Annotated in this window: 22 protein-coding genes and 2 tRNA genes; 13 read left to right on the forward strand and 11 right to left on the reverse strand. The window is 30.5% G+C overall.

Going from position 1 to position 22605, the window contains the following annotated elements; translation table 11 throughout:
* Nucleotides 1-130: 130 nt before the first annotated feature.
* The 4 genes from thrS to rplT all read left to right on the forward strand — a co-directional run bounded on the left by thrS (nucleotide 131) and on the right by rplT (nucleotide 3345).
* The gene (gene thrS, locus AC1XJX_RS12260; protein WP_482004279.1) at nucleotides 131-2065 is read left to right on the forward strand and encodes a threonine--tRNA ligase; all 1935 of its coding nucleotides are present in this window, start codon (nucleotides 131-133) and stop codon (nucleotides 2063-2065) included.
* 31 nt (nucleotides 2066-2096) lie between these two features.
* A complete protein-coding gene (gene infC, locus AC1XJX_RS12265) occupies nucleotides 2097-2642 on the forward strand; it encodes a translation initiation factor IF-3 (RefSeq protein ID WP_482004303.1) in 546 nt (181 codons plus the stop codon).
* Between the two features lie 60 nt (nucleotides 2643-2702).
* Nucleotides 2703-2900 carry a 50S ribosomal protein L35 gene (gene rpmI, locus AC1XJX_RS12270; RefSeq protein ID WP_482004280.1) on the forward strand — a complete coding sequence of 66 codons (198 nt, stop codon included), beginning with the start codon at nucleotides 2703-2705 and terminating at the stop codon, nucleotides 2898-2900.
* Nucleotides 2901-3000: 100 nt separating this feature from the next.
* Entirely contained in the window at nucleotides 3001-3345 is a 345-nt protein-coding gene (gene rplT, locus AC1XJX_RS12275; protein ID WP_482004281.1) for a 50S ribosomal protein L20, read from the forward strand.
* Nucleotides 3346-3444: 99 nt separating this feature from the next.
* On the opposite strand, the gene AC1XJX_RS12280 is transcribed toward rplT, so the two are convergent.
* A complete protein-coding gene (locus AC1XJX_RS12280) occupies nucleotides 3445-4569 on the reverse strand; it encodes an ATP-grasp domain-containing protein (protein WP_482004282.1) in 1125 nt (374 codons plus the stop codon).
* A 174-nt stretch (nucleotides 4570-4743) separates the two neighbouring features.
* Here AC1XJX_RS12280 and AC1XJX_RS12285 point away from each other — a divergent pair, with 174 nt between their 5' ends.
* Nucleotides 4744-5547 (forward strand): HAD family hydrolase, encoded by an 804-nt coding sequence (locus AC1XJX_RS12285; protein WP_482004283.1) that lies wholly within the window; start codon nucleotides 4744-4746, stop codon nucleotides 5545-5547.
* Nucleotides 5548-5686: 139 nt separating this feature from the next.
* Here the strand turns inward: AC1XJX_RS12285 and AC1XJX_RS12290 are convergent, their stop codons facing one another.
* Nucleotides 5687-5890 (reverse strand): YjbQ family protein, encoded by a 204-nt coding sequence (locus tag AC1XJX_RS12290; RefSeq protein WP_482004284.1) that lies wholly within the window; start codon nucleotides 5888-5890, stop codon nucleotides 5687-5689.
* 168 nt (nucleotides 5891-6058) lie between these two features.
* Between AC1XJX_RS12290 and AC1XJX_RS12295 the strand changes: the two genes are divergently transcribed.
* Complete coding sequence (locus AC1XJX_RS12295; RefSeq protein WP_482004285.1) at nucleotides 6059-6496, forward strand: hypothetical protein; 438 nt, start codon at nucleotides 6059-6061, stop codon at nucleotides 6494-6496.
* A 3-nt stretch (nucleotides 6497-6499) separates the two neighbouring features.
* Here the strand turns inward: AC1XJX_RS12295 and AC1XJX_RS12300 are convergent, their stop codons facing one another.
* From AC1XJX_RS12300 to tgt, 6 genes are all read right to left on the reverse strand, one after another.
* Nucleotides 6500-7684, reverse strand: a complete 1185-nt coding sequence (locus tag AC1XJX_RS12300) for an asparagine synthetase B (RefSeq protein WP_482004304.1) — start codon at nucleotides 7682-7684, stop codon at nucleotides 6500-6502.
* Nucleotides 7685-7815: 131 nt separating this feature from the next.
* Nucleotides 7816-9357, reverse strand: coding sequence for a replicative DNA helicase (gene dnaB, locus AC1XJX_RS12305; RefSeq protein ID WP_482004286.1), 1542 nt, complete (start codon nucleotides 9355-9357; stop codon nucleotides 7816-7818).
* Between the two features lie 168 nt (nucleotides 9358-9525).
* Nucleotides 9526-10479, reverse strand: coding sequence for an acetyl-CoA carboxylase carboxyltransferase subunit alpha (locus AC1XJX_RS12310; protein WP_482004287.1), 954 nt, complete (start codon nucleotides 10477-10479; stop codon nucleotides 9526-9528).
* A 69-nt stretch (nucleotides 10480-10548) separates the two neighbouring features.
* Nucleotides 10549-11445, reverse strand: coding sequence for a DMT family transporter (locus AC1XJX_RS12315; protein WP_482004288.1), 897 nt, complete (start codon nucleotides 11443-11445; stop codon nucleotides 10549-10551).
* Nucleotides 11432-12508: an LptF/LptG family permease gene (locus AC1XJX_RS12320; RefSeq protein ID WP_482004289.1), complete on the reverse strand. Its 1077-nt coding sequence runs from the start codon at nucleotides 12506-12508 to the stop codon at nucleotides 11432-11434. Before AC1XJX_RS12320 ends, AC1XJX_RS12315 begins: the two co-directional genes overlap by 14 nt.
* Nucleotides 12509-12514: 6 nt before the next feature.
* Nucleotides 12515-13645 (reverse strand): tRNA guanosine(34) transglycosylase Tgt, encoded by a 1131-nt coding sequence (tgt, locus tag AC1XJX_RS12325; RefSeq protein ID WP_482004290.1) that lies wholly within the window; start codon nucleotides 13643-13645, stop codon nucleotides 12515-12517.
* 176 nt (nucleotides 13646-13821) lie between these two features.
* Here tgt and AC1XJX_RS12330 point away from each other — a divergent pair, with 176 nt between their 5' ends.
* Entirely contained in the window at nucleotides 13822-14403 is a 582-nt protein-coding gene (locus AC1XJX_RS12330; protein ID WP_482004305.1) for an outer membrane beta-barrel protein, read from the forward strand.
* A 41-nt stretch (nucleotides 14404-14444) separates the two neighbouring features.
* Here the strand turns inward: AC1XJX_RS12330 and AC1XJX_RS12335 are convergent, their stop codons facing one another.
* Entirely contained in the window at nucleotides 14445-15392 is a 948-nt protein-coding gene (locus AC1XJX_RS12335) for an FKBP-type peptidyl-prolyl cis-trans isomerase (RefSeq protein ID WP_482004291.1), read from the reverse strand.
* A gap of 172 nt (nucleotides 15393-15564) precedes the next feature.
* Here AC1XJX_RS12335 and AC1XJX_RS12340 point away from each other — a divergent pair, with 172 nt between their 5' ends.
* Nucleotides 15565-15948 carry an RNA-binding S4 domain-containing protein gene (locus tag AC1XJX_RS12340; protein ID WP_482004292.1) on the forward strand — a complete coding sequence of 128 codons (384 nt, stop codon included), beginning with the start codon at nucleotides 15565-15567 and terminating at the stop codon, nucleotides 15946-15948.
* Nucleotides 15949-16054: 106 nt separating this feature from the next.
* A complete protein-coding gene (locus AC1XJX_RS12345; RefSeq protein ID WP_482004293.1) occupies nucleotides 16055-16558 on the forward strand; it encodes a phosphoribosyltransferase family protein in 504 nt (167 codons plus the stop codon).
* Here the strand turns inward: AC1XJX_RS12345 and AC1XJX_RS12350 are convergent.
* A complete protein-coding gene (locus AC1XJX_RS12350; RefSeq protein WP_482004294.1) occupies nucleotides 16550-17071 on the reverse strand; it encodes a shikimate kinase in 522 nt (173 codons plus the stop codon). The two genes, AC1XJX_RS12345 and AC1XJX_RS12350, sit on opposite strands and share 9 nt — an antisense overlap.
* Nucleotides 17072-17215: 144 nt before the next feature.
* On the opposite strand from AC1XJX_RS12350, the gene AC1XJX_RS12355 reads away from it, so the two are divergent.
* The 4 genes from AC1XJX_RS12355 to AC1XJX_RS12370 all read left to right on the forward strand — a co-directional run bounded on the left by AC1XJX_RS12355 (nucleotide 17216) and on the right by AC1XJX_RS12370 (nucleotide 20131).
* A tRNA-Lys gene (locus AC1XJX_RS12355) sits at nucleotides 17216-17288 on the forward strand.
* A gap of 58 nt (nucleotides 17289-17346) precedes the next feature.
* Nucleotides 17347-17431: transfer RNA gene (locus AC1XJX_RS12360), tRNA-Leu, on the forward strand.
* Between the two features lie 433 nt (nucleotides 17432-17864).
* Entirely contained in the window at nucleotides 17865-18992 is a 1128-nt protein-coding gene (gene gmd / locus AC1XJX_RS12365; RefSeq protein ID WP_482004295.1) for a GDP-mannose 4,6-dehydratase, read from the forward strand.
* 50 nt (nucleotides 18993-19042) lie between these two features.
* Nucleotides 19043-20131: a GDP-L-fucose synthase family protein gene (locus tag AC1XJX_RS12370; RefSeq protein ID WP_482004296.1), complete on the forward strand. Its 1089-nt coding sequence runs from the start codon at nucleotides 19043-19045 to the stop codon at nucleotides 20129-20131.
* 4 nt (nucleotides 20132-20135) lie between these two features.
* Here AC1XJX_RS12370 and AC1XJX_RS12375 read toward each other — a convergent pair whose 3' ends face one another.
* Nucleotides 20136-22484 (reverse strand): DUF7133 domain-containing protein, encoded by a 2349-nt coding sequence (locus AC1XJX_RS12375; protein ID WP_482004297.1) that lies wholly within the window; start codon nucleotides 22482-22484, stop codon nucleotides 20136-20138.
* Between the last annotated feature and the right edge of the window lie 121 nt (nucleotides 22485-22605).

Below are 22605 nucleotides of genomic sequence, written 5' to 3' on the forward strand. Positions count from 1 at the left end.
TTTAATAGATAAATCTTAACCCTTTTTGAAAAAAATCAACACTGTAAATATTAAAAAAATTATACCTACATATATATTGTGTGGATTTGTTTATACTATTATCTTTGCCTTCTGATTATAAATTATTTTGATGATACATATAACATTACCTGATGGCAGTGTAAAAACGTTTGACAAAGGCGTTACACCAATGGATGTTGCTAATAGCATTAGTGAGGGATTTGCTCGAAATGTAATTTCGGCTAAATTTAATGGTACTACCATTGAAAGTGTAACTCCTATATATACTGATGGATCTTTAATTTTGTTTACTTGGCGAGACGACGAAGGAAAAAAAGCATTTTGGCATTCATCGGCTCACGTTCTAGCTCAAGCTATTGGAGATTTGTATCCTAACTCAAAATTAACCATTGGACCGGCTATAGAGAATGGTTTTTATTATGATGTTGATTTTGGAGAGAACAACATATCTGAAAAAGATTTTAAAGCTATTGAAATCAAAATGCTTGATATTGCTCGTGAAAAGCACGACTTCAAAATGCGATCTGCGACTAAAGCTGAAGCTTTGGAATTATATAAAGCTAACGCTTTTAAGACTGAATTGATTGAAAATCTTGAAGATGGTACGATTACTTTTTGCGACCACTCTACATTTACAGATTTATGTCGTGGTGGACACATACCTAATACTGGTATTATAAAAGCTGTTAAAGTTTTAAGTGTAGCTGGTGCATACTGGAGAGGTGATGAAAAGAAACCGCAACTTACCAGAGTTTATGGAATATCATTCCCTAAACAAAAAGATCTAACTGAATATTTAGAATTATTAGAGGAAGCTAAAAAACGTGACCATAGAAAATTGGGTAAAGAATTAGAACTTTTTACTTTCTCACAAAAAGTTGGACAAGGTTTACCACTTTGGCTACCAAAAGGTGCTGCATTACGCGAACGCTTAGAAAATTTTTTAAAAGCAGCTCAAAAGAAAGCTGGTTACGAAATGGTAATTACGCCACATATCGGACAAAAAGAACTTTATGTTACTTCTGGGCATTATGCCAAATATGGAGAAGATAGTTTTCAGCCAATTAAAACTCCCAAAGAAGATGAAGAGTTTTTGTTAAAACCAATGAATTGCCCACATCACTGTGAAATTTACAAAAGTAGCCAGTGGAGTTATAAAGACTTACCAAAGCGTTTTGCTGAATTTGGAACAGTTTACAGGTATGAGCAAAGTGGTGAATTGCATGGTTTAACTCGTGTTAGAGGATTTACTCAAGATGATGCACATTTATTTTGCACACCAGAACAGTTAGACAAAGAGTTTAAAGATGTTATAGATTTAGTACTTTATGTGTTTGGATCGTTAGGATTTGAAAACTTTACAGCCCAAGTATCTGTAAGAGACCCTGAAAACCCTCAAAAATACATAGGAGATGTTGAAAATTGGGAAAAAGCTGAACAAGCCATTATTAATGCTGCAACTGATAAGGGATTAGATTTTGTTATTGAAACTGGTGAAGCAGCTTTTTATGGTCCGAAGTTAGATTTTATGGTTAAAGACGCCTTAGGAAGACGTTGGCAACTTGGTACCATTCAAGTAGATTACAACTTGCCAGAACGTTTTGAACTTACGTATAAAGGTAGTGATAATGAGCTACATAGACCCGTTATGATTCATCGTGCACCTTTTGGAAGTATGGAACGTTTTGTAGCTTTATTACTAGAACATACAGGAGGTAATTTCCCACTTTGGTTGATGCCAACACAGGCTATTATTCTATCAATTAGCGAGAAATATGAAAAATACTCTGAAAAAGTTTTAAATTTGCTAGAAAATGACGAAATTCGCGCCCTCGTTGATCATAGAAATGAAACTATAGGAAAGAAAATTCGGGAAGCCGAAATGCAAAAGCACCCCTATATGATTATCATTGGAGAACAAGAAGAACAAGAAGGAAAAATTACTGTACGCCAACATGGTGGTGCAGATCTAGGGATGATTTCCGTAGAAGCTTTCAGTAAAATAATAAAAGAAGAGATAAATAAAACGTTAAAATCGTTTTAATAAAATAAGTTTAATTTAAAACCATAACGCCATAGCAATTAGAAGAAGACAGGAACCTAGAAGGGTTTCACAAGAGGACAAACATAAGATAAACTCGAAGATTACTGCTCAAAAAGTACGTCTAGTAGGTGAGAACGTAGAGATTGGTATTTATACCAAAGGTGATGCTATGAGAATAGCTAACGAGCAAGAGTTAGATTTAGTAGAGATTTCACCTAACGCCGATCCTCCTGTTTGTAAAGTTATGGATTATAAAAAGTTTCTTTATGAACAAAAGAAACGTGATAAAGTTTTAAAATCCAAGGCTACGAAAGTAACCATTAAAGAAATTCGTTTTGGTCCTCAAACTGATGATCATGATTACGATTTTAAAAAGAAACATGCTGAAAAGTTCCTAAAAGAAGGCGCAAAGTTAAAAGCGTTTGTGTTCTTTAAAGGACGATCTATCATTTTCAAAGAGCAAGGTCAAATTTTATTGTTACGTTTAGCTCAAGACCTTGAGGAGTTTGGAAAAGTAGAGCAAATGCCTCGATTAGAAGGTAAACGTATGACCATGTTTATTGCACCAAAAAAGTAAAAACCTGTTTCTCAGGAATAAAGATAATTAAGCGAAATAATTAAAAACTAGGAGAAGAAAATGCCTAAAATGAAAACAAAATCTAGTGCCAAAAAACGCTTTAAGCTAACTGGTACTGGTAAGATTAAAAGAAAGCACGCTTTTAAAAGTCACATCTTAACAAAGAAGTCTAAAAAACGTAAGCTAGCTCTGACTCATGACACTTTAGTAGACAAGTCGGATGAGAACAATGTTAAATTGATGTTACGCTTAAAGTAACATTCTTTTTAACCGGTTAAAAACAATTTATAAACCCTGGAGTTAGGCAATTTAAAAGTGTTAATAAATTAACCGCCTACTACAAAAAAACAATTAAATTATGCCAAGATCAGTAAATTCTGTAGCAAAAAGAGCCCGAAGAAAAAAGGTTCTAAAACAAGCAAAAGGTTTCTTTGGAAGACGTAAAAACGTTTGGACAGTAGCCAAAAATGCGGTTGAAAAAGCGATGCAATATTCGTATAGAGACCGTAGAGCAAAAAAGAGAACATTCCGTGCCTTATGGATTACGCGTATTAACGCTGGAGCCAGAGAACATGGTTTATCTTATTCTCAATTTATGGGAAAATTAAAAGCTAATGATATTGAATTAAACCGTAAGGTTTTAGCAGATTTAGCTATGAATAGCCCTGAGGCTTTTAAAGCCGTAATAGAGAAAGTAAAATAAGGCGTTTCGCCTATTGTAAAACATATTATTCGCTTAATAAAATCCGATTCTTATGAATCGGATTTTTTTGTTTAAAACACATGCTCATTAAGCTTTAAATTAACTTCTAAAAATAAATTTAGTTCTAGACATAAGATTAAAAAATGTAGGCAATGGATCTTTAATGAAAAAATTAATTGAAGTGTTTCTTATAATAAAATCAAAACGGAAAATAAAAAAAGGGTTTCTCTTTAAAGTTTTTTTTAATCCCTTTAAATTTAAAAACCTAATATTCTTATACTTTGGTGTATTAAATTCCCTGTCTAAACTTGCTAGACAGTATAGTTTAGGAAAATTAATTCCAGCTAACAAAGATGCATCAGTAGAACCCCAAAATCTTGGATTTATTTCAATAATCTTAAATTCGTTTAATTTTTCATCAAATCTTAAATCAATGTGAGCGACTCCAGACCAAAGAAGTGACTTCATTAATTTTTTTACTATATCATATAACCTTCTCTCTTCAACGAATTCAACCCCAAAGGCAGGCCCGAACGAATTATCGTTATTTAAAAAAGCTTTTTGAATTGTAAAAGCCAATATTTCTCCAGATTTACATATTACACTACAATCGATGTCATATCCAGAAATATACTCTTGAGCTAGATATTTAATATTATAATTAATAGTTGAAAAGTACTGCTTTAAATCTAAAAAATCATTAAATATATTCATTCCGCCTCCACCGCCTACACCTTCTAAAGGTTTTACTATAATAGGAAAACACAAGTCGTTTAAACTTTCTAAGTTGTTAAAATCTAATAATAAATTCTTAGGGAATGGTAAGTTAATATCTAACAAATGATTTGATAATAAGAATTTACAATCAGCTATTTTAAAATCATTAATTGTTGGAAAAAAGTTCAATTTGTTTTTTGCCCGTATCGCATATTTATATTTTATAACGCTCTCAATGGCATCTGTAAAAATTGGCATTATAATATCTATATCATGTTTTACAACTGCATTATTAATATTATTTATCCAATCTAATTCATCTTCTGTTTTGGGAAGAAATTGGAAACTATCTATATGCCTAGAATATCTTATGGGACATTCCAGTTTATTAGAAATAATAAAAATTTTTATGTTCTCTATTCGAGACAAACAGTTTACAACATTGGGGCAAATAATTACTTCACCATCCGGAATTAATACTGAAATAGATGTATCAAAATCACTCACTTTTTATTCTTTTTAAAAGTTTCAAAAATAAAGAATAAACATCTAATTGGTGTTAATAAATATAAGATTATTAATCTTTATTCATTTTTATGATATTATATTTATACCTAAAATTTTTATTAAAAAACTTTCAAAAATTTAATAAACTAATATTTAAAATCTAATAAATTATTTATGAATTTATCCCAAATAAAATTAATTGCTACCGACATGGATGGTACATTACTAAATTCAAAACATGAAGTTAGTCCTTTATTTCTCGAATTATATAAAGAGATAAAGAAACATAATATACTATTTGTAGCCGCTAGCGGTAGACCCTACTACAGTATTATTGAAAAATTAAATTCTATTAAAAATGATATTATAATTGTTGCTGAAAATGGAGGAATCGTTATGGAAAAAGATACCCTATTATTATCTACTCCTCTAAAAAAAGAAAACTTACATAATCTAGATTCTGTGATAGATTATAATAGTCATATTCATCCCATATTTTGTACAAAATCAAAAGCTTATTTTAAAAATAGTTCAAACGGATTTATTAATTTACTATTTGAATATTATCCTAAATTTACAGTTATTGATAATATTAGTGAAATTAAAGAAGATATTATTAAAATAGCTTTATACCATTCTGAAGATTCAGAAAAGTTTATATATCCACATTTTAAAAAATTTGAAACTGAATTTAATATTAAAATTTCTGGTAAAAATTGGCTAGATATATCTCATGATTTAGCAAATAAAGGTCATGCTCTGGCATTAATCCAAAAAGCATATAATATTTTACCGGAAGAAACCATGGTATTTGGCGATTATAATAATGATATTGAAATGCTAAAACTAGGTTCTTATAGTTTTGCAATGGAAAATGCTCATAAAAACGTTAAAGATATTGCGAAATTTAACACTAAAAGTAATGATGATTTTGGAGTCGAGTTTATTTTAGAAAAACTTATAAGAGCTAAAAATTAAGTTCCAAAAACTGTTAAAACAATGTTTGTTGATCGACTATAATCTCTATGCTCACATAAATAAACACCTTACCAAATTCCTATTTTAAGTTTATCCTTTGTAATTGGAATACTAACTGAATCACCAAGTAATGAATCTTTTATATAAGTAGGCATATAATCATAACCTTCAATTTATAATTGTAGTAGGTTACTTTTTCTAGAACAACATATAAAATGACTCTAAAATCATTTCTTACTTTATAATCAGCATTTTCATTAATAGTTAAACTAGCCGATGTGTGTTTCATAAATACTTTTAAATTAACAATCTTAATATTTGAAACCTCAGGAATTGCAGCCAAAACCAAGTATTTTATAAAATTAAAACCTCTTTAATAAAACTTAAGTTTTATTTCTTTATGAAAAAAAATCATATTTAATTATTATTTTGTTGTAAAAATTAAAACATAACAATTAGACGCAACCATTTCAAACACTAATCATCTTTATAAAAAACCCAATTTTAAAACATGAAATCTAAATTATTAATACTATTAACATTATTTATCAGTTTATCTAATTGTTCAATTGACAATAATTCTACAAACAACCCTCCTCAAGTTATTAAGATTTATTGGAATTTAATTAACGTTAGTGGTGGTATAGCTGGAGTAAATGAGGATTTTCAATCTGGAACCATAACTTGGACTTTTGATGAACCAACAGAAACATTAACTATAGTCAATAATAATACTAACGTAAATATAGAAGACGGACTAGATTCTGGAACGTATAGTTACTCTATTTTAAATGTTGAAGACAAATCTTTTCTAGTTTTAGATTCTAATGAACTTGGCTCTATAGAACTTACAACAAACCAACTTACTATTAATGAAAACATAAAATCTGAAAGTAATGGGGCTGATGGATTTATTTACCTATTTTCAAGAACTACAATAACAGAATAATTTTTAGGTTTTCTGCTTCTTTTTTCTGGCAGCAGGAAATAATACATTGTTTAAAATTAACCTATAACCTGGTGATGTTGGGTGTAAATCGAGTTCGGTTTTAGCATCTCCTACCCTATGCTGATAATCTTCAGGATCATGTCCTCCATAAAAGGTGAAAAAACCTTTTCCTTTAATACCGTGTATGTATTTAGCTTCGCCATTCGATTTTGTTTCCCCAAGAACTAAAACGTTAGATTTAATTTCATCCCTTGAAAATGAAGTAGTTTGTCCCATAAAACCTTTAACTAAAGCAGTATGATTTTGGCACAACATGGTTGGAATTGGATCCCATTTTGCCGAAAAATCCATTAATGAAAAATAATCGCTAGTTTGAGGAATCATTCGGTATCTGGTCATATCAATCGAAGAAAACTCATAAACTAAAGGATTTCTTTCTAGTGTATAATTTGTAAATGCAAACGTTCTTTTGTAATCAATTTTATTTTGATAAGCTGGGTCTGTTCCGTCGCCATCAAACATAGGTTCGCAAATATCTACATCTTCAGCAGATAAGGCAATATCAAAACTATCTGTAGCACTACACATGGCAAACATAAAACCTCCTCCTACAACATAATCTCTAATTTTTAAAGCAACGGCTAGTTTTTCATCAGACACCTTACTGTAACCTAATTTTTGGGCTAAAGCTTCAGCCTGCTTTTTTTCTTCAATATACCAAGACGATGCTCTATATTGGGCATAAAATTTACCAAATTGACCCGTAAAATCCTCATGATGCAAGTGTAGCCAATCAAAAAGTAACAATCCATCGTTTAATACTTCTTCATCATAAACTGTTTCATATGGTATTTCTGCGTATTGTAAAACCATGGTTACAGCATCATCCCAAGGTAGTTTTCCATTAGGTGTATATACGGCTATTTTTGGTGCTTTTTCTAAAACAACAGCATCCATATTTTTAGAAGGACTGCTAATATCTTCTAAAATACTTTCAGTTTTAGCATCTGAAAGTACTTCAAAAGAAACACCTCGAATTTGACATTCTCTTTGAATTTCATCAGTATCTGGCAACAAGAAAGAGCCACCTCGATAGTTAAGTAACCACTTAACTTTAAGCTGTTTATTTAAAGTCCAATAGGTTATACCGTAGGCTTTTAAATGGTTTTTTTGGCCATTTGCATCCATAGGAATAAGTATATAAGATGCAAATGTATTTATTGAAATTAATAAGAATAATAAGATTATTAGGGTCTTCTTCATAGACCGAAAGGTAATCAAAAAAAATGTTGACTTAAAAATCTTTAAGATAATATTAATTAAAATGGCACATCATTATCATCGTCATCATTAAATGAACTTCCAAAAGCTTGATCAGGACTTGCTTTAAAATTATCTGCTTTAAATGTATCATCATTAGCAGCTGCATTCATTTTTGAATGAAACTCGAAAGGTGAATCGAAATCATCTAAATTATCAAATTTACCTAAATGGCCAATAAACTTTAACCTAATATTTTCTAAACCACCATTACGATGTTTTGCTACAATAAATTCTGCTTGACCTTCAGTTGGAGAGCGTTCTTCATCATCCCATTCATCAATTTTATAATACTCTGGTCTATAAATAAAGCTTACAATATCCGCATCTTGCTCAATAGCACCAGATTCACGTAAATCTGAAAGTAAAGGACGTTTACTGCCTCCACGTGTTTCAACGGCACGAGATAATTGAGATAGTGCAATAACAGGTACATTCAACTCTTTAGCTAAAGCTTTTAAGTTTCTCGAAATCATGGATATTTCCTGCTCTCGATTACCACCATGGCTATTTCCTCCAGTCATTAACTGCAAATAATCAATCATGATAAGTTTAATACCATGTTGTGATGATAAACGTCTCGCCTTAGCGCGTAAATCGAAAATAGATAATGATGGAGTATCGTCTATAAATAATGGGGCCTTTTCTAAACCTTTTACTTTAACATTTAGTTGTTCCCATTCATGCTTTTCAAGTTTTCCTGTCCTTAATTTTTCAGAGGAAAGCCCAGTTTCACTTGAAATCAATCTTGTGATTAATTGTACTGAAGCCATCTCCAAAGAGAAAAAGGCTACAGGAATATTTTGATCTACAGCAATATTACGTGCCATAGATAAGGTTAAAGCTGTTTTCCCCATACCAGGACGTGCAGCAACAATAATTAAATCGGAAGGTTGCCATCCAGATGTTAACTTATCAAGCTTATTAAAACCGGTAGGAATACCACTTAAACCCTCTTTGTTAGAAATTTCTTCAATTTTCTTTTTTGCTTGAATAACTAAATCTTGAGCGGTTTCACTGGATTTTTTAATATTTCCTTGAGTAACTTCGTATAATTTAGATTCTGCTTTATCTAATAAATCAAAAACGTCTTTTGTTTCATCATAAGAATCTTCAATAATTTCGCTAGAAATTTTGATTAAACTACGCTGGATGAACTTCTGTAAAATGATTCGTGCATGAAACTCGATATGAGCAGATGAAGACACTTTTTGAGTTAAAGAAATAAGATAAAAATCACCTCCAGCTAGCTCTAATTTTGAATTTTTTTTAAGTTGACTTGAAACGGTTAATAAGTCAACAGGTTCACTGTTTTCAAATAACTGAAAAATGGCTTGAAAAATGTGTTGGTGTGCTTCTTTGTAAAAAGCATCTGGACTTAATATATCAATAACCTCATCAACTCCTTTCTTATCTATCATCATCGCACCCAATACAACCTCTTCTAAATCAAGAGCTTGAGGGGGTATTTTTCCTTTTTCAAGGTTGATAATTGTACTTTTATCAACTTTATATCCTTGTAATTGGTTGGGTTGTTTCATAACTACGAAAGTAACTAAAAAGAAAGCATTTTAAGTTTTTTTTTAGTTTATGATTGTTAACTGATAATTAACAAGTGGGCTGTTAATAACTCAAAAATATTGTGAATAACCATAAAAAAACTTAAAGCTAATTACTTCAAGTTTTTTTATGGTATGATTTTTAGAGGATTAGTCTTTAAACACACCCATATTTGCATATTTTTCCATGCGTTTTGAAACTAATTCTTTTGGTGATAAGTTTTTAAGTTCATCATATGTCTTAGAAATAATATTGCTAACTATAGAAAAAGTCTTTTCTCGATCTCTATGAGCTCCTCCTAGAGGTTCTTTTATAATTTCGTCAACTAATTTTAATTTCTTCATATCAGTAGCTGTTAACTTTAAAGCTTCAGCTGCTTGCTCTTTATACTCCCAACTGTGCCATAAAATGGATGAACAAGATTCTGGAGAAATTACAGAATACCAAGTATTTTCTAACATAAGGACTCTATCACCTACGCCAATTCCTAAAGCACCACCAGAAGCTCCTTCACCAATAATAACTGTAATGATAGGCACTTTTAAACGAGTCATTTCAAGAATATTTCTGGCAATAGCTTCTCCTTGTCCGCGTTCCTCAGCCTCTAAACCAGGATAAGCACCAGGAGTATCAATAATTGTAACTACAGGAATTCCAAATTTTTCGGCTGATTTCATTAACCGAAGTGCTTTTCTATAGCCTTCTGGATTAGCCATTCCGAAATTTCTGTATTGACGTGTTTTGGTATTATATCCTTTTTGTTGGCCAATAAACATAAAACTTTGGTCGCCTATTTTACCTAAACCTCCAATCATGGCTTTATCATCTTTAAAACTTCTATCTCCATGTAATTCTAAAAAAGAATCACCGCAAACAGCTCTAATATAATCTAATGTATAAGGTCTATTTGGATGACGAGATAATTGTACACGTTGCCATGGCGACAAGTTTTTATATATATCTTTTTGAGTTTCTTTTAACTTTTTTTCAATTTGAGAACAAGTTTCTGTAACATCAACTTCACTTTCCTCTCCTATAATTTGACATTTTTGTAACTGATCTTCAAGTTCTTTTATGGGTAGTTCAAATTCTAAATATTCCATAAGAATTTTATTAGTTAGATTAAATTTTAGTTAGTTCACAAATATAAAAACTTTAATTAGCATAACATGTTAAGTGTGACTTCTTTTTAATTTTCTTCTATATTTTAATATCGCATTTAGGAACACTACACTAATTATAATAATAGCTCCATAATAAAATGATGTACTCATTTTTTCTTTCTCAGGAAAAAGAGTTAAGGCCAAAATAATTCCGTAAATAGGTTCTAAATTATAAGTTAAAACCACAGTGTATGGACTAATTAGTTTCATAACATATACGGCAGCAATAAATGCATAGGCAGTGCATATGGAAGCTAGAATGAATAGGTAACCAAAATCTGATTGACTGATACTGAAAAAATTATTGGAAAATCCTTCTCCGAAAATCAATATATATAAAGAAATAAAAAAAACACCACTTAAAAATTCATAAAACGAAATGACTGTAGCTGAATTCTGCTTTAAAAATTTCCCATTTAAAACAGCAAATAATGATGATAAAAAAGCAGATGTAATCCCTAAAATTATACCTGTTAAATATTTTATTTCACTTTGTGTGATAATAAAAACACCGATAATTACGATGATACCAAAAATAATTTCATACCAAATAATGGCCCGTTTATATATAATAGGTTCAATAAAAGACGCAAAAAAAGCTCCTGTTGAGAACATGGCTAAAGCAATTGAAATATTTGCCTCGTCAATAGCGCCAAAAAATGTAATCCAATGTAAAGCTATAATAATCCCTGCAATTGAAAATCGAATGATGGCTTTGGGATTCGCTGTTAATTTAACTTTAGCAACTTTAATATAAGCCAACATTAAAATAGTTGCTATTACCATGCGATACCAAACTAAAGATACTGCTTGAATAGTTATTAACTCACCTAAAATAGCCGTGAAGCCAGCAATAAAAACTAATATATGGAGATGTAAGTGATTTTTTAGTTTAGCGTTTAGCATTATACAAAAGATAGATGGCTAAAATACCGAAAATGACGTTAGGAAACCAAACGGCTATGATTGGAGAAAAATCAGATTGTTCTGCCATTACACCAAATATTTTATCAAAAAAGACAAATACCATAGCTATACATATACCTACCGCGAGATTTACTCCCATACCCCCACGCCTTTTAATAGACGAAACAGCTACCGCGATAATGGTTAGAATAAATACAGAAACAGGCAAACTCCACTTTCTGTATAGCACTAACTTAAAACGCCCTACGTTTGATGAACCTCGTGCTTCCTCTTTAGCAATAAAATTTTTTAAATCGCCATACATTTTAGTTTCAGCAGCATAAATTACAGGGATTAAATCTTCTACATCGAAATCAAAAAGGGTATCTTTTGTTCTAATGATTTCAAGTATATCTTCATTCGCTCCAATATCACGTTTAACATAATTAGTTAATGTATAAATGGTATCTTTTTCAGAGTATTTAATACTGCTAGCTGTAATTTTAAATTTAAGATCATTGCCATCAAAATGTTCTAACGTAAAATTACTACCAAGCTTATTTTTAACATCAAAACTACTTACATAAATAATTTCATTATCATTGATCTGTCTAAAAACATCTGTACTTTCAACAGCACTTTTTCCAGTTTTAAAATATTTATAACTAAAATCATTAAATCCTTCACTGGCTTTTGGCGCCAAAAATAATCCTAATAAAATTGCTAAAAGTGCAACAAAAGAAGCCCCTATCATGTAAGGTCTTAAAAATCTTGAAAATGAAACTCCAGAACTTAAAAAAGCAATTACTTCAGTATTATTAGCGAGTTTAGAAGTAAACCAAATTACAGATAAAAATAAAAACAGAGGAAATAGAAGGTGCGCAAAATAAATTGTAAAATCTAAAAAATACAAAAGAACTTCGTCTATAGGGACTTCATTTTCTAAGATTTTACCAATTTTCTCAGCTAAATGTACTGTTATTCCAATAGGAATAAACAATAGTAACATCATAAAAAATGTAAACAAATATCGCTTTAATATGTACCAGTCTAAAATTTTCATTTAATATTATAAACGATTATCCATTTGTTTAACCATTTTATCTTTCCATGTTCTAAAATCTCCTGCTAATATATGTTTTCTAGCCTCCCGAACCAACCATAAATAAAAACCTAAATTATGAATAGTAGCTATTTGTTTTCCTAATAGCTCATTAACAGTAAATAAATGTCTTAAATAAGCTTTACTATATTCCGTATCAACAAAAGTAATCCCCATTTCATCGACTGGTGAAAAATCAGATTCCCATTTTTTATTTTTAATATTTATAGAACCATAGGCTGTGAATAACATACCATTACGTGCATTACGAGTTGGCATCACACAATCAAACATATCTATACCTAATGCAATATTTTCTAATATATTGATTGGCGTTCCAACACCCATTAAATATCTGGGTTTATCTTCAGGTAATACTTCACAAACTACCTCGGTCATAGCGTACATTTCATCGGCAGGTTCCCCAACAGATAAACCTCCAATAGCATTTCCTACAGCACCAGCATTTGCTATATATTCAGCAGATTGCTTTCTTAAATCTTTATAGGTACTTCCTTGAACAATGGGAAAGAAAGCTTGATCGTAATCGTATATTAAAGGTGTTTTTTCTAAATGGTTTATACATCTATCTAACCACCGATGCGTCATATGCATAGACCGTTTTGCGTAATTATAATCACAAGGATATGGTGTACATTCATCAAAAGCCATAATAATATCAGCACCAATTGAACGTTGAATTTCCATAACATTTTCTGGTGTAAATGTATGATAACTCCCATCGATATGAGATTTAAACTTAACACCTTCTTCCTTTATTTTTCTATTTGCTGAAAGTGAATAAACTTGGTAACCACCAGAATCTGTTAAAATATTTCTATCCCAATTCATAAATTTATGAAGTCCTCCTGCTTTTTCAATAACTTTTGTTTGAGGGCGTAAGTATAAATGATAAGTGTTACCCAAAATGATATCTGGATTTATATCATTTTTTAGTTCTCTTTGATGCACCCCTTTTACAGTAGCTACAGTACCTACTGGCATAAAAATAGGTGTTTCTATTACACCATGATCTGTGGTTATTTTACCTGCTCTAGCTTTACTGTGGGCATCCTTTGCTTTTAATTCAAATTTCATAAAATTTTTACTTCAGCTGGTAAAGATAAATAACTGAAAAATGAAAATGATTGTATAAAAAGAAAATAATATCATTCTGGCAACGTTTTTGATATTGAAAACAAAATCTTAAAACGAACATTATGAAAATTTTAAAAAAATTTAACGAACAAATTAGGAACAAAAGTAACGTGCGTATGAATTTATTTTTAACAACATTTTTTTTAACGCTATTTACTGCAACATCAATTGCACAAACTGCAAAGGGAATTGGTCTAAAAGCAGGCTTAAATTACAATGCTAATGGGGATTATTTTGAGTCTATTAGTACAAATGCACAAAACCCTGATAGAAATATTGGCTATCATTTTGGTGTATTTGGTAAAATTGGTGATCAAGTATATTTTAGACCTGAATTGGTGTATTCCAGCACAAAAAGTGATTATAATGATGATAGTTTTAGTATGCAAAAATTAGACGCTCCTTTACTAGTAGGTTTAAAAGTTTTGGGCCCAATTAGTGTTTTTGGTGGTCCTTCATTTCAATACATTTTAGATACTGAATTTGATGGCATTTCTATAAACAGTATTGAAAATGATTTTACAGTTGGATTAAATTTTGGGATAGGACTTAATTTAAATAAATTAGGCATTGATTTAAGATATGAACGCGGATTTAGTAATAATGAAGCCACTTTTTTAGGAAATAATGGCATTGGAACTAGTAGATTAGACACGCGTCCAGACCAGTTAATTTTAAGTTTATCTATAATATTATAAATTCATTATTGTAAAAAAGCCTCGATAAAACGAGGCTTTTTTTAGTTATTTTTATTTGATGCTATTTCAAGTGGGTCTAGATATTTAGGAATGCCGTTAGCACCAATATCGTTAGTTGGATCTCCATCACCATCAATGTCTTCATAAATTGTTAAAATACCATCGCCATCGTCATCAGCATCAAAATAATTTGGTATAAAATCATTATCTGTATCATCACCATCGAGCGTATCAGCATCCGTATTTAGATTAAATTCGCCATCATTATTCAAGTCTTCCATATATGAAGGAATACCATCATTATCGTGATCGTTTTGAGACATTCTATATAATTCAAACTTAAAAATCAAAGAAGTATATGATGCAATATTTGTGGTAGTATTTGCAAAATACCCTAAACCAGAGGGCAAAAACATTACTCCTGTTCCTTGATTTAAATAATCAATTGTACCATCGCCAGATTCAACAAAACTTTCTGCCACGTTAAATTGTGGCAAAACCTTTCTCCAGATTGGTATTAATGAAGTTAAATCAAACGAAACTGGATTCACAGAACTATCAAAAACATCATTATCAAGTTTAAATCCTTCATAATTAACCAAAATATTATCAGCAAAAGTTGGAGATTCAGAACCGCCACCTTGGTTTATTCTTAAAATATAGTATTGGTAATCTGTATCGGCAAAAACTACTGTTTTAGTTTCAACAACATTAATTAATAAGGTGCTACCATCTGGTACCGTTTGACCTTCTGAAAGCTCGGTAATTACAATATCATTAATACCTACATTAGGCAAAAGACTATTGATTTCATCTGAATTATAAAAATGATTACTTAAATATTTTACAAGAGAATCATTATCAGCAACTTGCTGCTCTGCTCTATCTCGTAATTCAAAAACACCTTCTTCAGGTGTATCATCTTTTTTACAAGATACAAATCCTAAAATCAAAATTAAAAGATATAAAGTAACTTTTGTCAATTTCATATGTTGTATTTATTTATTTTAAAAAGCCTCATTTAACATCCATTCAATCAATTTTATATATGAGTAAATTTTTATCAAAGAATGTTTCAATATTGTTTATTTTTGAGCTCGCAAGATACAATTTTAATACAATCTTGCACAACAACATTAACGTAGTTTTTAGAATAAATGTATGCGAGTTGATAAGTATTTATGGTGTATTAGGTACTACAAAACCAGAACAATAGCTACAACAGCTTGCAAAAAAGGGCAAGTACGCGTTAATGGCGATGTTGTTAAACCTAGTAGAGAGGTGTATCCGCAAGATGTTATTCAGTTAAGAAAAGATCAAATTAATTATAAATTAACTGTAAACGATATTCCTGAAAGTAGAGTTAGTGCAAAATTAGTTGATATTTATAGAACAGATACAACACCTAAAGAACAATTTGATGCTCAAGAACTTTTAAAATATTCTAAAGATTATTATAGAAAAAAAGGCGTTGGCAGACCTACTAAAAAAGACAGAAGAGATATTGATGATTTTACAGATGAAAATGCTACAACTGATATCTAATTTTATAGTAATATAAGAGATGGTCCTATTAATCTTTTGGAGTTAAAAAGTAAAATAAGCGAATAAAAATAAGTAATTTTAACCTGTAATTTTTCAATTAATAATTATGAATACTAAGAATAATCTCATACTAAATCATGATCAAATCAATCATAAAATAAGGAGAATTGCTTTTCAGATATATGAATCTAATGTTAATGAAAAAGAAGTTATTTTAGCAGGTATTGATAAAAATGGTTATGTTTTTGCTAAAAAGTTAAAAACCGTACTTCAAAAAATTTCAGATATCAACCCAATACTCTGTAAAGTTAGTATTGACAAAAAAAGTCCCTGGCTTGAAATTAAAACATCCATTCCGTCTGAAGATTATAAAAATAAATCTCTCATACTAGTTGATGATGTTTTAAATTCTGGAACTACTCTAATTTATGGTGTTAAACACTTTCTAAATGTACCTTTAAAACAATTTAAAACAGCCGTTTTAGTAAACAGGAATCATAAAAAATATCCTGTTAAAGCAGATTTTAAAGGTATTTCACTTTCAACATCTTTACACGAACATGTTAATGTAGAATTAGAAGGTAAAATATTTGAAGCTGTTTTAGAATAATATTGAAATTATTTCTTTTGCAATTTTATTTTTTGATTTTTTATCGGTAATAATTTGGATTTCAGATTGATTGTAGAAATAAACACGTTCAAACAAATGTTTTCCAACAAATTCTGTTAAAGCCTCCTTTGTTTCAATATGGGAAATAAGTGGTCGTTTACTTTTTTTATCGAAAAGTCTTTTCACAAGTTTGGGAATTGAAGCTTTTAAATAGATACTTTTTACATTTTCATTTTCTAGTATAAGTTTCATATTTTCTCCAAAACATGGTGTCCCACCACCTACTGATAATATGATATTACTTTCAGCTTGTAACAATTGTTTTAAATAACGAGTTTCTTGTTTTCTAAAATAAATTTCTCCTTTAGATTTAAATATGTCAGTTACTGATGCTTTTTCTTCATTCTCAATAAAATCATCTAAATCTACAAACTCACAACTCAGTTTTTTAGCTAAAATTTTACCAATACTAGACTTTCCGGAGGCCATATACCCTATTAAAACAATAATCATAATTTCGTTATAAATTGATAATTAAAAACATAGACTAATCTTGGACAAAAAAACGAAAATTTCTTTAAAAAAAGTATGGTTTTATTAATTAAACATTTTATATTTGCACCCGCTAACAGAGATTATGTTAGCATTTTTAATTTTGACCTGGTAGCTCAGTTGGTAGAGCATTTCACTTTTAATGAAAGGGTCCTGGGTTCGAGCCCCAGCCCGGTCACAAGAAAAAGTTAAGCATTTTGCTTAACTTTTTCTATTTTTGCAAACTTCATTATTTTGCGCACGTGGCGGAATTGGTAGACGCGCCAGCTTGAGGGGCTGGTATTCGCTTAGGATGTGGAAGTTCGAGTCTTCTCGTGCGCACTTTTTATATTTATTAACCTAGAGTTGTAATCCATTTTTAAAATTACGCCTTGATGGGCTATAATTTGGGACTGTAAAAGTATTAATCAAAATGTTTTATTATAATTAACTAATTTATTTAGAAATAAGGAAAAACAACAAGTTTTGTCATCATAGAGATTTATTTACACCTTAAAATTAATTAGAAATGATTAATGAAGACCTTATTTATAGTTTTGAATGTGATTTTATCAAAAAATATTACAAGTTAAATTTATAAATGAATAAAAAAGAAGTTAAATTTTACATATTAACTAATTTTTTCAAACCTTACCCTAGTTGTTTTTGTATATAACTTTAATAAATTATTTTTGAAATGCTTTAATCTTAATTTTAGGGTTTTGAAATTTGACAAACTAACCACTTGTCTCAAAAGAATTATATATTTGAACATATGAAAGTAGCATTAATTACGGGAATTACTGGTCAGGACGGATCTTATTTAGCTGAACTGTTACTAGAAAAAGGTTATATGGTTCACGGTATAAAGAGAAGATCTTCTCTCTTTAACACAGCTAGGATAGATCATTTATACCAAGATCCACATGATCCAAATCAGAGATTAAAATTACATTACGGAGATTTGACAGATTCCATGAATTTAACTCGTATAATCCAAGAGTGTCAGCCAGATGAAATCTACAATTTAGGAGCCATGTCACATGTTAAAGTTTCATTTGATATGCCTGAATATGTAGGTAGTGTTGATGGATTGGGAACTTTAAGGATACTAGAAGCTGTAAGGATTTTAGGTTTAGAAAAGAAAACAAGAATATATCAAGCCTCTACTTCAGAGTTGTATGGAGGATTACCAGAGAATAAAAATGAAAAAGGTTTTTATGATGAAAATTCCCCGTTTTACCCACGTTCACCTTATGGTGTAGCTAAAATTTATGGGTTTTGGATAACCAAAAACTATCGTGAAGCTTATGATATGTTCGCTTGTAATGGTATTTTATTTAACCATGAATCGCCAAGAAGAGGTGAAACTTTTGTAACACGTAAAATTACCAGAGCTGTAGCGAAAATAGCATTAGGATTGCAAGAGAAAGTGTTTTTAGGAAACTTAGAAGCGAAACGCGACTGGGGACATGCCAAAGATTATGTTCGAATGATGTGGATGATTTTACAAGCAGATAAGGCCGAAGATTGGGTCATAGCCACTGGTGTCACTACAACTGTCCGTGATTTTGTTCGTATGGCTTTTCTAGAAGTGGGTATAGAACTGGAATTTAAAGGTAAAGGTGTTGATGAAAAAGCCTATGTAATGGCATGTAATCTTGAAGATTTTCAATTAGAAATTGGCAAAGAAGTGTTATCGATAGATCCTACATATTTTCGTCCAACAGAGGTGGATTTATTAATTGGTGATCCCACTAAAGCAAAAGAAAAGCTTGGATGGATTCCTGAATATGACTTAGGTGACTTAGTTAAAGACATGATGGAATCGGATGTCAAATTGTTTAAAAGAGATGTTGATTTGTTAAAAGGTGGACATGACATTTTAACACAAGTTGAGTAAATTCATGAAATCTAATTAAATAAAACTTATGCTAATTTACTAAACTCGTAATGGAAAAAAATTCAAAAATATACATCGCTGGTCATAGAGGCTTGGTAGGAAGTGCTATTTTAAAAAATCTGGAAACTAGAGGTTACACTAATTTTATTACCCGTACTCATAAAGAATTAGATCTAACTAATAGTAATGCAGTAGCTACTTTTTTTTCTACAGAAAAACCAGATTATGTGTTTTTAGCCGCTGCAAAAGTTGGTGGTATTGTAGCTAATAATACTTATAGAGCAGATTTTATTTACGAAAACCTATGTATTCAAAACAACGTTATTCATCAAAGTTACCTCCATGGCGTAAAAAAAATGATGTTTTTGGGAAGCACCTGTATTTATCCTAAAAATTGTCCGCAACCCATGAAAGAGGATTATTTACTTACGGATATACTTGAGTACACAAACGAGCCTTACGCCATTGCAAAAATAGCAGGTATCAAAATGTGTGAGAGTTATAATTTGCAGTATGGCACTAATTTTATTTCTGTAATGCCAACCAATTTATATGGACCAAATGATAATTTCGATTTAGAAAAATCACATGTATTACCGGCATTAATTAGAAAAATGCATTTGGGTAAGGCACTTGAATCTGAAAATTGGGAATCTATTTATATAGATTTAAATAATATGCCCATTGAAGGTGTGAATGGTACTTCTTCTAAAGAAGAAATAATCAATATTTTAGCTAAGTATGGCATAAGAAACACCGATAGGGTTCTTCAACTTGAGGTGTGGGGTTCTGGAAAACCTATGCGAGAATTCTTATGGAGTGAAGATATGGCAGACGCTTGTGTGTTTTTAATGGAAAACCGAAACTTTAAAGATTGTTTTTCAAGTGACGACAAAGACATTCGAAACACGCATATTAACATTGGAACAGGTGTTGATATTTCTATTCAAGACCTAGCGCTAACTATAAAATCTATTATCGGTTTTAATGGTGAATTGTCTTTTAATACTGAAAAACCAGATGGCACTATTAAAAAATTAACTGATCCTTCCAAATTACATGCTTTGGGTTGGAAACATAAAGTAGATTTACAAGATGGTCTTTCTGAAATCTATAAATGGTATTTAAACCAATTTTAAATATTTAATACTGGTTTAATTCTTTCTCTGTATAAACAGTACCTTCTTTGGGTTTTACCTTTCTAAGATTTTCAATATCACCAACATTAATAGGGTTCAACTTATCGTTGGGTCCTTCTGAGAAGGCATTATTCAAATAATTAATTAAATCCATAATGTCATCATCAGAAAAGTCTGGATTATTATTTAAACCAGGCATTACCATATTAAGGTCATACTTTTTACCTTTAACATGAATAGGCCCAGAAAGGCCATGTAAAATTGTTAGTGCTAATTTTTGATCAGATTCGGTTATATATTCTGAGTTAATCAAGGGTGGTGCTAAGTTCTCTATGCCTTCACCTCCCATACCATGACAACCAGCACAATAATTTTTAAAGATTGTATATCCTTCCGTTCTAGAGTCGGTAGCCAAAAATTCATTATTCGAATAAATAGAACTTTTTATTTGTCGTTCTTTATTATCAACCACTTTATTCAAAGGCTTAAAAAAACTATTTCTATAATAATTCCTTCTCACCCTACTACGTTTTAAGTGCATTAAAAATTCTTCTTCAAAATCTCTTATACTTACATTTAATGCTTCCTGATGGGCTAAACTCTTTTTATGACGATTAGCAAGTTTATTCATAACCTCATATATATTTTCTTTTGAGAATGGTATCCATTCTCGCAAAGAGGCCAAAACATATAAATCAATTAAATCATCATTTTTAGTAATTAAATCATTTAAAAGACCCAAAAATTCATTAGTTTCATTTTCACTAGCCGTAATTCCAAGATGGCGTATGGCATGAAGTAGCACCTCTTTTTCTGAATTGATTTCTATAATATGTTGCAATTGATTAAAACCGAGCATATTCATTCCTTCCAAAGTATATAGAGCATGTATTTGCCCCAAAGGTTTCGATGTGTCGTTTAGTATATTTTGTAATTCACTTAATATACTTTTATCATTTGCAAGAATCAATTTCTGCTGTACCCTATCTCGAACCCATCCATTACCATGATTTAATAAATAAACTAATTCTGAATTCTTTAAGTTTTCAAAATCTGTAATTGTCTTACCCTGTATATTCCCTTTTGGAGTAACTTTTAATATTCGCCCCATACCAATAACTGTGTCCAAACCCTTTTCAAGTATTTTATTTTTCAAGTAAGGAGACATAAACACTTTATCTTGAATAACACCTTGATGCATATCTACGATATACAAATTACCATCGGGAGCATTATTCAAGTTTACGGGTCTAAAGCTTTCATCTAATGAAACCAAAAATTCTTGTTGGGAAACAGCTTGAGTTGCCTTTGTTTTTAACTCTGAAAAATCTAAAACATGTCGCTTGATAAGGTTAGCCTCAGGAATACAAACAAATGAATTTTCATAATATGCCTGCGAGAAACTATATCCTCTATAAATTAAAGGTCCACAGGCAGAGGATGTATTTATCAATAAACTATCTTTATCTAATACACCTTTTACATAACCTCTATTCACAGCAGTTGGCTGAATTGGATAAACCCTTTGATTTTCTGTCAAAACCTGATTTAGTATTGCCTTTGGCTCATAATATTGATTTTTTATAAACACATTTGGCAATACCAAATCACCAATTAATTGGATAGAGTTAACGTTATAATATAATCTACCAAAATTATCTTTAGTTATTCCCCATTGCCCTCTAAATGTCGTTTTTTCTTTTTGCCAAACACCATCTTTTCTTTGATAACGACTACTCGATCTAGCATTGTAAATCCAATTATCCAAATGCATCATCAAACCATTGGATTGATGCTCAGCATTTCTTCCGATAGTATATAAAGAATCTATTAAAGTTTTATTTATGGGTTTATCATTTTCTATCTCAACAAACCACAAATTTGGAGGTTCTGCATAAAGAAGTCCATTATACACCAGCGCAATAGCCCTAGGTAAAACAAGACTATCTATAAATATTTTAGAATGATCATAGATACCGTCGTTATTCAAGTCTTCCAGAATTTTAATTTTACCAATTGGTAAATCTTCCGTACTGGCATTAATATCTTGCATAAAGCCATTAAGTTCAACAACCCATATTCTGCCTTTATCATCGAACTCAATTTCCACCGGACTTTCAATTAAAGGTTCAGAAGCTACAATTTCAAGATTAAATCCGCTTTCAATTTCGTATTGCTCTCCCTTTAAATTATAAGAAATTGTTGAAGGCATTTCAGAGACCGGCTGTAAATTTTTAAAGGCTTTAGATTTAGTACAAGAAATCCCTACAAAAACAAACAGACTTAAAATTAAAAAGGATATATATCTTCCTAAAATCCAACAACAAAGATTTCCTCTTCCTTTGTTCATCATAAAATTTCCAAATTTAAACTAGACTGTTTCAAAACCTGAGTTTGACCTAAGAAATCAAAAAGTAGTATTATATTTTAGTTTATTTACTCAATTATCTCCAAAAAAAACAAATAAATTATAA

This window comes from Flaviramulus sp., from assembly GCF_982512915.1.

Coding starts and splice junctions, on each gene's coding strand:
- AC1XJX_RS12345 (WP_482004293.1), top strand. CDS start 16,055: ATGAATACTAAGAATAATCTCATACTAAATCATGATCAAATCAATCAT.
- AC1XJX_RS12340 (WP_482004292.1), top strand. CDS start 15,565: ATGCGAGTTGATAAGTATTTATGGTGTATTAGGTACTACAAAACCAGA.
- AC1XJX_RS12310 (WP_482004287.1), bottom strand. CDS start 10,479: ATGGAATATTTAGAATTTGAACTACCCATAAAAGAACTTGAAGATCAG.
- AC1XJX_RS12285 (WP_482004283.1), top strand. CDS start 4,744: ATGAATTTATCCCAAATAAAATTAATTGCTACCGACATGGATGGTACA.
- AC1XJX_RS12370 (WP_482004296.1), top strand. CDS start 19,043: ATGGAAAAAAATTCAAAAATATACATCGCTGGTCATAGAGGCTTGGTA.
- AC1XJX_RS12295 (WP_482004285.1), top strand. CDS start 6,059: ATGAAATCTAAATTATTAATACTATTAACATTATTTATCAGTTTATCT.
- AC1XJX_RS12320 (WP_482004289.1), bottom strand. CDS start 12,508: ATGAAAATTTTAGACTGGTACATATTAAAGCGATATTTGTTTACATTT.
- AC1XJX_RS12350 (WP_482004294.1), bottom strand. CDS start 17,071: ATGATTATTGTTTTAATAGGGTATATGGCCTCCGGAAAGTCTAGTATT.
- AC1XJX_RS12335 (WP_482004291.1), bottom strand. CDS start 15,392: ATGAAATTGACAAAAGTTACTTTATATCTTTTAATTTTGATTTTAGGA.
- dnaB (WP_482004286.1), bottom strand. CDS start 9,357: ATGAAACAACCCAACCAATTACAAGGATATAAAGTTGATAAAAGTACA.
- thrS (WP_482004279.1), top strand. CDS start 131: ATGATACATATAACATTACCTGATGGCAGTGTAAAAACGTTTGACAAA.
- rpmI (WP_482004280.1), top strand. CDS start 2,703: ATGCCTAAAATGAAAACAAAATCTAGTGCCAAAAAACGCTTTAAGCTA.
- gmd (WP_482004295.1), top strand. CDS start 17,865: ATGAAAGTAGCATTAATTACGGGAATTACTGGTCAGGACGGATCTTAT.
- AC1XJX_RS12300 (WP_482004304.1), bottom strand. CDS start 7,684: ATGGATGCAAATGGCCAAAAAAACCATTTAAAAGCCTACGGTATAACC.
- AC1XJX_RS12375 (WP_482004297.1), bottom strand. CDS start 22,484: ATGATGAACAAAGGAAGAGGAAATCTTTGTTGTTGGATTTTAGGAAGA.
- tgt (WP_482004290.1), bottom strand. CDS start 13,645: ATGAAATTTGAATTAAAAGCAAAGGATGCCCACAGTAAAGCTAGAGCA.
- AC1XJX_RS12330 (WP_482004305.1), top strand. CDS start 13,822: ATGAATTTATTTTTAACAACATTTTTTTTAACGCTATTTACTGCAACA.
- rplT (WP_482004281.1), top strand. CDS start 3,001: ATGCCAAGATCAGTAAATTCTGTAGCAAAAAGAGCCCGAAGAAAAAAG.
- AC1XJX_RS12315 (WP_482004288.1), bottom strand. CDS start 11,445: ATGCTAAACGCTAAACTAAAAAATCACTTACATCTCCATATATTAGTT.